At 28.4% G+C, this 12,365-nt stretch carries 12 protein-coding genes; all 12 read right to left on the bottom strand.

What is annotated here, in order from left to right; genetic code table 11:
* Positions 1–8: 8 nt before the first annotated feature.
* On the bottom strand, positions 9–521 hold the full coding sequence (rimM, locus tag ABCM86_RS08770) for a ribosome maturation factor RimM (RefSeq protein ID WP_195929058.1): 513 nt from the start codon (positions 519–521) through the stop codon (positions 9–11).
* Positions 522–584: 63 nt separating this feature from the next.
* Positions 585–812 carry a KH domain-containing protein gene (locus tag ABCM86_RS08765; protein WP_195929056.1) on the bottom strand — a complete coding sequence of 76 codons (228 nt, stop codon included), beginning with the start codon at positions 810–812 and terminating at the stop codon, positions 585–587.
* A 44-nt stretch (positions 813–856) separates the two neighbouring features.
* Positions 857–1,105 carry a 30S ribosomal protein S16 gene (rpsP, locus tag ABCM86_RS08760; RefSeq protein ID WP_195929054.1) on the bottom strand — a complete coding sequence of 83 codons (249 nt, stop codon included), beginning with the start codon at positions 1,103–1,105 and terminating at the stop codon, positions 857–859.
* A 44-nt stretch (positions 1,106–1,149) separates the two neighbouring features.
* Positions 1,150–2,502, bottom strand: a complete 1,353-nt coding sequence (gene ffh, locus ABCM86_RS08755) for a signal recognition particle protein (RefSeq protein WP_295675907.1) — start codon at positions 2,500–2,502, stop codon at positions 1,150–1,152.
* Complete coding sequence (gene ylxM, locus ABCM86_RS08750) at positions 2,499–2,867, bottom strand: YlxM family DNA-binding protein (RefSeq protein ID WP_195929050.1); 369 nt, start codon at positions 2,865–2,867, stop codon at positions 2,499–2,501. Before ylxM ends, ffh begins: the two co-directional genes overlap by 4 nt.
* 99 nt (positions 2,868–2,966) lie before the next feature.
* Positions 2,967–3,896 carry a signal recognition particle-docking protein FtsY gene (ftsY, locus tag ABCM86_RS08745; RefSeq protein WP_343003873.1) on the bottom strand — a complete coding sequence of 310 codons (930 nt, stop codon included), beginning with the start codon at positions 3,894–3,896 and terminating at the stop codon, positions 2,967–2,969.
* A gap of 450 nt (positions 3,897–4,346) precedes the next feature.
* The gene (gene smc, locus ABCM86_RS08740; RefSeq protein ID WP_343003859.1) at positions 4,347–7,901 is read right to left on the bottom strand and encodes a chromosome segregation protein SMC; all 3,555 of its coding nucleotides are present in this window, start codon (positions 7,899–7,901) and stop codon (positions 4,347–4,349) included.
* A gap of 20 nt (positions 7,902–7,921) precedes the next feature.
* Positions 7,922–8,989 carry a radical SAM protein gene (locus ABCM86_RS08735; RefSeq protein ID WP_295675901.1) on the bottom strand — a complete coding sequence of 356 codons (1,068 nt, stop codon included), beginning with the start codon at positions 8,987–8,989 and terminating at the stop codon, positions 7,922–7,924.
* Positions 8,990–9,003: 14 nt separating this feature from the next.
* Positions 9,004–9,705, bottom strand: a complete 702-nt coding sequence (gene rnc / locus ABCM86_RS08730) for a ribonuclease III (protein WP_195929043.1) — start codon at positions 9,703–9,705, stop codon at positions 9,004–9,006.
* Between the two features lie 137 nt (positions 9,706–9,842).
* On the bottom strand, positions 9,843–10,364 hold the full coding sequence (locus tag ABCM86_RS08725) for a CD1247 N-terminal domain-containing protein (protein WP_195929042.1): 522 nt from the start codon (positions 10,362–10,364) through the stop codon (positions 9,843–9,845).
* Positions 10,365–10,652: 288 nt separating this feature from the next.
* Complete coding sequence (gene efp / locus ABCM86_RS08720; RefSeq protein WP_195929040.1) at positions 10,653–11,210, bottom strand: elongation factor P; 558 nt, start codon at positions 11,208–11,210, stop codon at positions 10,653–10,655.
* A gap of 342 nt (positions 11,211–11,552) precedes the next feature.
* Positions 11,553–12,329: a shikimate kinase gene (locus ABCM86_RS08715; RefSeq protein ID WP_295777654.1), complete on the bottom strand. Its 777-nt coding sequence runs from the start codon at positions 12,327–12,329 to the stop codon at positions 11,553–11,555.
* Between the last annotated feature and the right edge of the window lie 36 nt (positions 12,330–12,365).

Here is a 12,365-nt window from a genome sequence, read left to right as displayed (position 1 = left end):
CTTGCCACCTAATCAAGCATTCCTTTTATAGGATCTATTATCATTTTATTTTGATCTAAATCAATAGTTGGTACGAATTTTTCAATTGATGGTATTAAGTATTCTTTTTCTCCAGATGAAACTACATATACATCATTTATAGCATGTTGCAATACATCTTTAAGAACACCTACTTTTTCTCCGTCCACAGTGAAAACATCTAATCCAATTAAATCAGATACGAAAAATTCACCCTCTTCTAATTCTCTACCTTGTTCTCTTCCGATATACATATTTTTAGTTTTTAATTTTTCCGCTAATTCTATAGAGTCGATATCTTTTATTTTCATTATGACCATGTTACCTTTGTATCTAACTCTTTCAACTTCGTATTTATTATTTAAATTTTTATCTATATAAAAATACTCTAATTCATCAAAACGGTTTATATCGTCAGTATATGGGTAAACACGAACTTCACCCTTTAAACCTTGTGTATTTACTATTTGTCCTATTCTAAAGACAGTTAATTTTTCAGTCATTTTGTCACCTCTTTTTACATTTTTAGTATATACAAAAAGGATTAGGCATATACCTAATCCTTTTTATACTATCTCAAGAGAAACCTTAAGGTGCTCTTTATTTCCAGCAGATTTTAATACAGTTCTAATAGCTTTAGCTATTCTCCCTTGTTTTCCTATAACCTTGCCCATATCTTCTTGAGAAACTGAAAGTTTAAGGATTATTTCACCTTTTTTTCTTGTTTCCTCAACTGTCACCTCATCAGGATTATCAACTAGAGCCTTAACTATATCGATAACTAGCTCTTTCATATTTTCCATCTCCTAAAATGTTTCAATAAAATAAGTTACGTTTCTTATTTTGCTATTATTTCTTGGCTTTGTAATAATTTTTTAACAGTTTCAGTAGGTTGTGCACCAACACCTAACCATTTTTTAGCTTTTTCATCGTTTATTTTTATTTGTTTTGGTTCAGAAACTGGATTGTAGTATCCTATTTCTTCTATGAATCTACCATCTCTTGGAGCTCTTGAATCTGCTACCACTATTCTGTAGAAAGGTTTTTTATTTGAACCCATTCTTTTTAATCTTATTTTAACTGCCATTTGGCCACCTCCGAAATTTTTTTCTATTTTAGTTTTTAATTTATTTATTTAAAGAAAGGAAGTCCGGGAAAACCGCCTCTTTTCTTCATACCTTTACTATTAGAAGTAAACATCTTCATCATTTTTTTCATTTCATTTAATTGTTTTATTAGTTTATTTACTTCTTGTACACTTGTTCCACTACCTTTTGCTATTCTTCTTTTTCTAGATGCATTAAGTATTTGTGGATTTCTTCTTTCTTCAATCGTCATAGATTGTATTATGGCTTTTACTCTGTTCATTTCTTTGCCATTCATATCTACGTCGCCTAATTGATTTTTTATATCTCCCATTCCTGGAATCATTCCAAGAATCTTGTCCATAGACCCCATCTTTTGGATTTGTTCCATTTGATCTAAGAAATCTTCAAAATCAAATTCTTGTTTTTTAAGCTTAGCACCTAGTGCTTTTGCTTTTTCCATGTCCATAGTTTCTTGAGCTTTTTCAATTAAACTTAAGACATCACCCATTCCTAAAATTCTAGAAGCCATTCTGTCTGGATGGAAAGGTTCTAAATCATCTAATTTTTCACCCATACCTATGAATTTTATAGGTTTTTGTGTTACAGCTCTTATCGAAAGTGCTGCCCCACCTCTAGTGTCACCATCTAGTTTAGTAAGTACAACTCCATCTATACCTAAAGCATTATCAAAACTTTCAGCTACGTTAACTGCATCTTGACCTGTCATTGAGTCGACTACTAAAAGTATTTCATGTGGTTTGACTTCTGATTTAATAGATTTTAATTCATCCATTAATTCTTCATCTATATGAAGTCTACCTGCTGTATCTATTATAACTAAATCGTTGTTGTTTTTCATAGCATGACTAAGTCCTGCTTTTGCTATATTAACTGGGTTTTCTTTATCGCCCATGTTAAATACTTCTATGCCTAAGCTTGAACCTACAACTTCTAATTGTTTTATCGCTGCTGGTCTATAAACGTCACAAGCTACAAGTAATGGTTTCTTTCCTTGTTTCTTGAAATATCCGCCAAGCTTTCCTGATGTTGTCGTCTTACCTGCCCCTTGTAAACCTACCATCATGATTATTGTTGGTGGTTTTGAAGATATTGTTATTTTACTTTGAACATCTCCCATTAAAGCAGTAAGTTCTTCATTTACTATCTTTATAACATGTTGTGCTGGAGTTAAACTTTCCATAACTTCTTGTCCAACACATCTTTCTTGCACTTTTTTTACAAAATCTTTTACGACTTTAAAGTTTACATCGGCTTCAAGTAATGCAAGTTTTACTTCTCTCATAGCAGCCTTTACATCTTTTTCAGTAAGTTTTCCTTTTGATTTTAACTTACTAAAGGCACCTTGCAATTTATCAGATAAACCTTCAAATATCATTTTAACAACTCCCTACATATTTCTTCTATATTTTCTAGCTTAGGGATTAAATCAGCACAATCTCTATTGTGCAATAAATCTTCTTTTATGTCAATAATTTTCTCCCTAATAGATTTAAGGAATTTTTCTTGGTCTTTTAACTTAGCTACTAAATGTAGTTTACTTTCGTATTCTCTAAGTATTTTCTCTGAACGCTTCAATGTGTCGTAAACTCCTTGTCGTGATACACCTAAGTTTTCACTTATCTCTCCTAATGAATAATCTTCTTCATAGTAAAGAGATACCATTTCTCGTTGTTTGTCAGTCAATAGCTCTTTGTATTGCTCAAACAACAATCCAATCTCAACCATTTTTTCTATGTTCATAACAATCACTTCCAAGACCTTACTGTAAAGGTTCTTTACTTTACACATTGTATTTTATATCAAATAAATACTCTTGTCAACATTTATTTTATGCTAAGTTTAACCGAATAGAGCATCTACAAACGATTTAGAGTCAAAATCTTGTAAATCTTCCATTTGTTCCCCTACACCTATCAATTTAACAGGTACATCTACTTCTGATTTAACAGCTAAAACAACTCCACCTTTTGCTGTTCCGTCTAGTTTTGTCAGAACTAATCCTGTTATATCACATACTTCTTTAAAGCTTTTAGCTTGTGATACTGCATTTTGTCCAGTAGTCGCATCAACTACTAGTAAAACTTCTTTTTTAGCTTCTGGATATTCTCTATCTACTATTTTAAATACTTTGCCTAATTCATTCATTAAGTTTGATTTATTGTGAAGACGTCCTGCTGTATCACAGATTAATACGTCTACCCCTCTTGATTTAGATGCTTTTATAGCATCAAATATTACAGCTCCTGGGTCTGCACCTTCTTGATGTTTTATTATATCTACATTACATCTATTTGCCCATACTTCTAATTGGTCTATAGCAGCTGCTCTGAATGTATCTCCTGCAGCAAGTAATACTTTTTTACCTTCTGACTTATATCTATGAGCTAATTTACCTATTGTTGTAGTTTTTCCTACACCATTTACCCCTACCATTAATATTATAGTTGGACTGTGTGATGCATCTAACTTAGTATCATCTTTAGATAAAATATCTGCTATTATTAATTTTAATTCTTCTCTTACGTCTTGTGGATCTGTTATCTTCTTACGTCTTATAGCATCTTCTAATTTTTCGATTATATCCATAGTAGTATTAACGCCAACATCAGCAGTTATTAAAACTTCTTCTAAGTCTTCTAAAAGTTCTTCATCTACTTTTGTGTATGCTTTTAATACTTCATCTACTCTATCTGTTATACCTTGTTTAGCTTTTGTTAAACCTTGTTTTAATCTGTCAAACAGACTTACTTTTTTAGGCTTTTCTTCTATTGTTTCTGTTTCTTCAATTTCCTCTACAAACTCATCTTCTTGTTCTATATCTTCTTCTATTTCTTGAGATTGTTGAGCTTCTTCAGATTCTTCTATTTCTTGAGCTAATTCTTCTTTTATTTCTTCAATTTCTTCATCTGAAGTTTCTAATTCTTTTTCTTCTGCGACAACATCTACAGCTTTTTCTTCATCTTGTGATTTTTCATTAATTATTTCTTCTTGTTTTTCATATTCTGTAGATATTTCGTCTTCATCTGCACTTTGAACTTCAATATCTTCTGCTTGTTCTTCAATTTCTTCTTTTAAATCATCAGAGTCATTTTGAGCTTCTTCTAATTCAGAATTATCATCTTCTTCAACTTGTATTTCTTCTACTGATTCTTCTTGTATTTCTTCTTTTTTCTTTTTCCCAAAACCAAAAAGTTTTTTAAACATACTATTTCCTCCATTTTATACTATATCTGTCATTTTATGTGCTTCATGAAGGTCTAAGCTAATTACTTTTGATATAGCTTTTTGCTCCATTGTAACACCATAAATATAATCGGCTGCTTCCATTGTACCTCTTCTATGTGTTACTGCTATAAACTGAGTATCTTCTGATAATTCTTTTAAATACTCTCCAAATCTAAATATATTGGCATCATCTAGTGGCGCCTCAATTTCATCTAAGATACAAAACGGCGTAGGTTTAGCTAATATTATTGCAAATAAGATACTTATAGCTGTTAATGCTTTTTCTCCACCTGATAGTAAGTTTAGATTTTTCATCTTTTTACCTGGTGGCTTAGCAGTTATTTGAATATCACTTTCAAGTATATTATCTTCGTCTAATATTGTAAGCTCTCCTTCTCCACCTCCAAATAGTCTTTTATATACGTATTTGAAGTTTTCGTTTACTTGAGTAAATTGTTCTTTAAATTGAACTTTCATATTCACTTCAAGCTCTTCTATGATTTTTTCTATTGCATTTATAGATTCTTCTAAATCTGTTTTTTGCTCGCTATAGAAATCATATCTCTCTTTAGTTTCTTTGTATTCATTTATAGAATCTATATTTATATTTCCAAGACTTGCAATTTCTCTTTTTATAGATTCAAGTATTTTTTTATTTATTTCAATAGAATCATCTCTAAATTCTAAAGCTTTTACATAGCTTAAGTCATAATCTTCAAATAATCTAGTTGTATAACTTTCTTTATTTGCCGATAATCTCTCCATTTTTGATTCTATTTTAAATTCACTTTGTCTAAGCTCCATGCTCTCTCTTTCAAAAGCCTTTAATTTTTTATTTAAATCATTTATATTTTCTTTAAATTTATTTTTAGCTTGTTGAGCATTATCCATCTCTTTATTTTTCTTTAAAAGTTCTTTATTTAAATTTTCGCTCTCTCTTTTTTGGATTTGAGCTTCATTGCCTAGACTTTCTATATCTTTTTGTAGATTTTCTATAGAATTTTTATTTTCGATAATTTTCTTATTAGTATCATCTACCTCTTCTTTAATTCTATTTATCTCAGCATCTGTAGATTTAAATATTTCGCTTTTTTGAACAAAATCTAATTTTAAACTTTCAATTTGCTTTTTATCTTTATCGAAATCTTCATTTTGAGACTCTTGCATTTTGCTAAGTTCTTCAATTTGCTTTTTATTTTCAATTTCTTTTAATTCTATTTGTTTTATATTTTGTTCTATATTTTCTATTTTATTAGATGTATAGTCTAAATTTGATTTTAGACCATTTTTTTCTTTTTGAAGCTTTTCAATATTTTGATTTAATGAGTCTATTTCATATTCCATTGATTTTAATTTAGTATTTTGTCTTACGATTTCTTTTTCTAAATTATTTATATCAATTTCATATTTTTCTATTTCTTTTTTAGTATTTGAAATAGATTCAATAACTCTTTGTTTATTTTCTAGATGTTTTTCATTTTCTATTTTTATACTTTGTATCTTTTCCTCAAAGTCATTTATAAGTCTTTTTCTAGATAATATGTTTGTAGTAGTTTTTAAACTTCCTCCTGTTAAAGACCCACCTGGATTTAATATATCTCCATCTAAAGTGACTACTTTAAATCTATGGTTAGTTTCATTTGCAAACTTTATACCTTCATCCATATTATCAATTACTATAGTTCTACCTAATATACTTTCAATTATATCTCTATATTTTTCATCAAAAGAAACTAAATCACTTGCTACTTTTATATATTTTGTCTTTGCATTTATAGTTTTTTCATCTATTCTCTTAGATTTTATAACATTCATAGGAAGAAAAGTTACTCTACCCATATTATTTTTCTTCAGATAATTTATTGCATTTTTCGCTGCATATTGATCTGTAGTTATAATATTTTGCATATAAGCTCCTAGGGCAGCTTCTATTGCCTTTTCATAAGCTTCTTCAGTAGTTATAACTTGTCCTAATGCTCCACATATACCGGATAAGTTTTTATTTTTTAATACTTCTTTAACACCTCTATTGAAGCCTTCATTGTGTTTTTCCATGTCTATGTATATTTGTAGTTTAGAAGAGTATTCTTTGTGAGAATAGTTGTTGTTTTGTATTTTTAAATCTATATCTTTATTTTTAAGTCTATAATTTTCTAAATCATTTTTTAAATTATTTAAAGATATAGTTTCATCTTTTAGATCTTTTCTAATCTCACTTATTTTTTCTTCTTTTTCTATATAAATAGATTTCTTTTCTTCTAATGAAGTATTTATATCTAAAATATTATTTTCTATTGCTTCATTTCTAGAATTTATATTTTCAATATTTGCACCTAACATAGATAAACTATTACTTAAATCTCTTTTTTCATTTAAATAAGTTATTATATTATCTTTTAAGTTCTCTAAATTTTTAGTTAAGTCATTTAATTTAGCTTCTTTTTGACTAGTCTTTTGTTCTATATCGTAAATATCTTTTTCTAATATAGATATAGCTTCTTTATCTACTTGTCTTTTACTTTGTAATGAAGCTAATTTTTCATTGTCTTGTTTTAACTTAAGTTCAAATTCTTCTAAAGTTTTATTATTATTTTCTATATTAACTTTTGAGTTAATTATTCTTTCATTTATAAGAGAGATGTGAGAATCATTTTGATTTATTACATCTTTTATAGAGTCTATGTATTCGCCAAGTTTTGATATATTTTGTTCTAGTTTTTCTATCTCCTCATTAGCTAGTTCTACATTTTTGTCCATTTTTTCTCTTAATTCTTCTTTTTCATTTAACTCTTTTGCAAGTATTGTCTTTTGCTTTGTTATTTCTGATAACTCTAAATCTATTTTTTTAATTTCTCTTATATAGTTATTTACTTCTAGTTTTTTTAGACTTTCTCTAAGTTCTAAATATTTAAGAGCCTTTTTTTGTTGAGTGAAAAGAGGTTTTATCCTATTTTCAATTTCTATATATATATCTTCTATTCTCTCTAAATTTTCTTTAGTATTTTTTAGATTTTTTTCAGCTTCAATTTTTTTATATCTGTATTTTGATATACCGCATGCTTCATCAAAGACTTTCCTTCTATTAGCTGGGTTATTGCTTAATATTTCATCTACTTTCCCCTGCTCTATAATAGAGTATCCATCTTTACCTATTCCTGTATCTAGTAGTAATTCCTTTATATCTTTTAATCTACAAGCTTTGTCATTTAAAAAGAATCCACTCTCTCCATTTCTATAGGCCCTTCTCTTTATAGTAACTTCACTAAAGTCGATATTTAACTTTTGATCGCTATTATCTATAGTTAAAGCTACTTCACAGTAATTCATAGGTTTTTTATCTACTGTACCAGCAAATATAACGTCTTCTAGCTTATCTCCTCTAAGACTTTTTATACTTTGCTCTCCTAAAACCCATCTAACTGCATCAGATATATTACTTTTTCCACTACCATTTGGTCCTACAATCGCTGTTATTCCTTCGTTAAAATTTATCTCTGTCTTTGTTGGAAAGGATTTAAATCCCTTTAATTCTAATCTCTTTAAATGCACTGTTTCATCTCCCTTCAAAACTAAAGGTTATATATCTCTAATAATTTAGCATAAACTTCATTCATATTTACACTAAAGCTGCCTTTTGATGATGATATTACTAACTCATCTATTTGTAAATCTGTAGGCATTGTTTTAAGGTTTATATTGTGTTTTTCTTTCATATATATTTTATTTGATTTTTTATTTCCTACTATTTTAGAAATATTTTTGTTATTTGTATTTACTATAAGCTCTTTTTCTATATTATTTTCTTTTACGATATAGTCTAAGTAGTCTTTTATCATCTCAGCTTCTGCTAACTCTCTAAATGCAGGATGGTATGGCCCTGCGACAACACCTTTTCCAAGTTGTATATCGTCAGTAGCTTGAAGACCAACTCTTATTACGTTTATATCGTTAATATAGAATAAAACTAATAATTTTTTAACTATATTTACACATTCTTCTAAAGAAAATGGAGTGTATTCTCCTCTTTCTAAAAGAGTTTCAAGCCCCGTATCTTTAACTACTAATGTAGGGTATATTCTTACACAATCAGGTTGTAATGATATAAACTTTCTCGCAGTTTCTATACATTTTTCTTCTGTGTCAGAAGGAAGTCCTACCATCATCTGTAGACCTAATTTTATATCGTGTTTTTTAATTAATTTTGCACTTTTTATTACTGATTCTATATCATGTCCCCTTACACTGTCTATAAGTACTTTAGCGTCCATAGATTGAACACCTAGCTCTATAATGCTTGCATCATATTTTTTAAGTCTTTCTAATATAGAGTCACTTATACAGTCAGGTCTTGTAGACATTCTTATTTCGTGGACTAACCCCTTATCTACATATTCTTTTGCAACTGATAATAATTCATTTTGACATTCTTCTTCGATTGCAGTAAAGCTTCCTCCGAAAAATGCTATCTCTACATTTGTATCTTTATCTATAGTTTCTAGACATTCTTCTATTATATTTCTAGCATCTTGTGCTGTAACTTCAGTACTTACTCCTGTTATTTTCTTTTGATTGCAAAATATACAATCATGAGGGCATCCTCTGTGTGGAACAAATATAGGTATTATTCTTTTTTTCATTTAAATAGACCACCTTACATTTTTTTGTCTAGTGCGCATTTTGCAGCAACTTGCTCTGCGTCTTTTTTACTTTTACCTTCTCCTACGCCTAATACTGTATCATTTATGCCGACTTCCATAACAAATCGTTTGTTGTGATCTGGTCCTTTTTCTTCGATTAATTTATACCAGATATTATTTTCGCCGTTGCTTTGAAGTACTTCTTGAAGGCAAGTTTTATAATCTCTAAATATTTTTCCTTTTATAGAGTCATTTATTATTTTATCCATATAAGTTAATATGAACTCTCTAGCTTTATCTAATCCACCATCTAAATAAATAGCTGCTATAACTGCCTCTAGAGCATCTGCAAGTATAGATATTCTCTCTCTACCACCTGTAGCTTCTTCTCCTTTACCTAAAAGCATATATTTACCTAGGTGGATATCTTTAGATACTTCACTTAAAGATTCTTCACAAACTATATTGGCTCTTATTTTTGTAAGCTCCCCTTCTGGAAGTTTTGTTTCTTTTTTGAATAAGTAATCACTTATTACTATACTTAAGACAGAGTCTCCTAAAAACTCTAATCTTTCATTAAAAGCATAGTTTTTATTTTCATTTGAATAAGAACTATGTGTTAAAGCTTCTAATATATATTCTTTATTTGTAAATTCATAATTTATATTTTCTTCAAATAACGATATGTTATTTAATATCCTTTTATTAATTTTCATTAAACATCCTCCAAATTAATTGTTTTGTTAGATCAATCTCAATATAATTAAAACATATTTACTTTAAAAAACCTATGAAGATTTAAACTTCATAGGCGCTTTTTAAACCAAACATTCATTGTTAAAAATTACAACTGTTATTCATTATCTTCTTCGTGTATTTCTACACCACAACCACAGCATCCACCTTCATCATCACAATCACCACACTCATCATCTTCAGATGATAATATAACTGCGTGACAACTTGGGCAAACAACATCTACTGAGTCGTCAAATAATAATTCTTCATCAATTTCTACGATTTCAGAACAATTGGGACACTCCATTTCTATGAAACTTAATTCTTCGTCGTCCTCTTCTTCTTCGTCATCGTATTCATCGTAGTCGTCTTCATCATCGTAGTCTTCATCTTCGTCATAAAGCCACTCTTCTAAATCTTCTACGTCTTGTTGTAATTCTTCTACTTCGTATTGTAATTCTTCTACTTGATCTTCTAAGTCTACTACTGAATATTCTAATTCTTCTACAGTATCGGCAAAACTTCCTAATATCTCTACTATTTTGCTAATCATTTTGCCTTCTTTACTCTTATCATCGATATCTAATCCTTCAGCTAAACCTTTTAAATATGCAACTTCTTCACCTAGTTTTTTCATGATAAACCTCTCCTTTTGCATTTTTTATATCTTGTAGAAAATCATTATTAAAATTTTTTAAAGTAGATTTTCATTAAGATAGATTTTTAACACGTTACCAAAAATCGTATGTATTATAATTTCTAAGGAATACAATTTAATTCCTTTAAAAAATTTTATTTTGTGCTTATTAAAGTAAGTAAATTGTATTTTTCTTATTTATTAAGCATTATTTATCTTTAGTATGTGTTATAAAAAAGCTCATATACCATTAATATTGGATATATAAGCTTTTTTTATGCTAAAATATTAAACTCTTGATAAATATTCTCCAGTTCTAGTATCTATTTTTATTTTATCTCCTTCATTTATGAATAAAGGTACTTGAACTACTGCTCCAGTTTCTACTGTAGCTGATTTAGTAACGTTACTTGCTGTATCACCTTTTATACCTGGTTCAGTTTCAGTTACTTCTAATTCTGCAAAGTTTGGTGCTTCTACTTGGAATGGTTGTCCTTGGTAGAATCTTATTGTAGCTGCTTCATTTTCTTTTAAGAATTTTATAGCATCTTCAACTTGCTCATAGTTTAGTGGTATTTGGTCGAAAGTTTCTTCGTCCATGAAGTAGTATAATTCACCATCATTGTATAAATATTGCATTTGTTTTGTTTCTATTATTGCTTTTGGGAATTTATCACTTGGGTTGAAAGCTTCTTCTCTTATAGCTCCTGTTTTTAAGTTTTTGTATTTAGTTCTTACGAAAGCTGCACCTTTACCTGGTTTAACGTGTTGGAAATCAACTACTAAACATGGTTGACCATCCTTTTCGAAAGTTACACCTTTTCTAAAATCTCCTGCTGTTACCATTGTTATTCCTCCATCTAAATAAATTTCTAATGTTTTATCAGTTTTATTATATATATGTTATTCAGATTGTCAAGTTTTTATATAAATTAACAATCTCATATACTATAATATCATAAATTATCTCGAGTAAACAAGGTTTTAACTGTCTTTAGTTTATTATATTTTGTTTCTATATTATAATTTTGACTTTCTACATAATATTTATTCAACGTTTACAATAAAATCTTTAGTCAAAATTCTTTCAAAACACATATTTCCTTAAAATTTACAATAAATAAAATCCTTCCTAAATTATATATATAAAAGGAAGGATTTTTTGTATTAATTATTTATTTTTTCTTTTTATAAAGTCGCCAATTTGCTTACTACTTCTTCTGCTATAACATGTATAGGCTTATTATTTGTATCTACTACTATATCTGCTATAGATTCATATCTATCTTTACGTTTTTCCATTAAATCTTTTATATATTCAACATTCATATTCCCATTTAATAGAGGTCTTTCATTACTATATTTTACTCTTTCATATATAGTCTCTGGTGATGCTGTAAGTAGTACTATTTTTCCGTTTTTTTTCATTAATTCGACATTTTCATCTTTCATAGGCATTCCACCTCCACAAGAAATTATAATTCCCTGTCTAGTTTCTAATTCTCTCAATGCATTATTTTCACATCTTCTAAAATACTCTTCTCCTTTTCTTTGGAATATTTCATTTATAGTCATATCTTCTCTTTTAACTATAAACTCATCAGTTTCTAAGTCCTGCATTTCAAGTATATGGCTTAAATATTTTGCTATAGTAGATTTCCCAGATCCCATAAATCCAATCAACATTATATTATATGGAAATAAATTTTTAGCTTGATATTTTTTTGCATTCTTTACAACATATCTAAATATGTTCATAATTTCATCTTGATATTTATTATCTTTTAATTTTTTACATAGTGCTATTTCTTTTTTACCTTCATATTCTGGTTGTAGTATAGGCATACCTTTTTCTTTTTTGTATTCCATTATTTCATCTATACAATCCATTCTTTTTGACAAAATTTTTATAATTTCATCATCATACATACTTATTTTTGCTCTTACTTTGTCTATATTATCCATATATATACCCACCCTATCTAATTGTATTTAAAATAC

It is taken from the genome of Clostridium sp. 2218st1_F5_2218SCRN_220325 (assembly GCF_039062665.1).
In the GTDB taxonomy this organism is placed as follows: domain Bacteria; phylum Bacillota; class Clostridia; order Peptostreptococcales; family Peptostreptococcaceae; genus Intestinibacter.
Note: the sequence above shows the minus strand (reverse complement) of the source record. Positions and strands in the feature narration are given on the sequence as shown.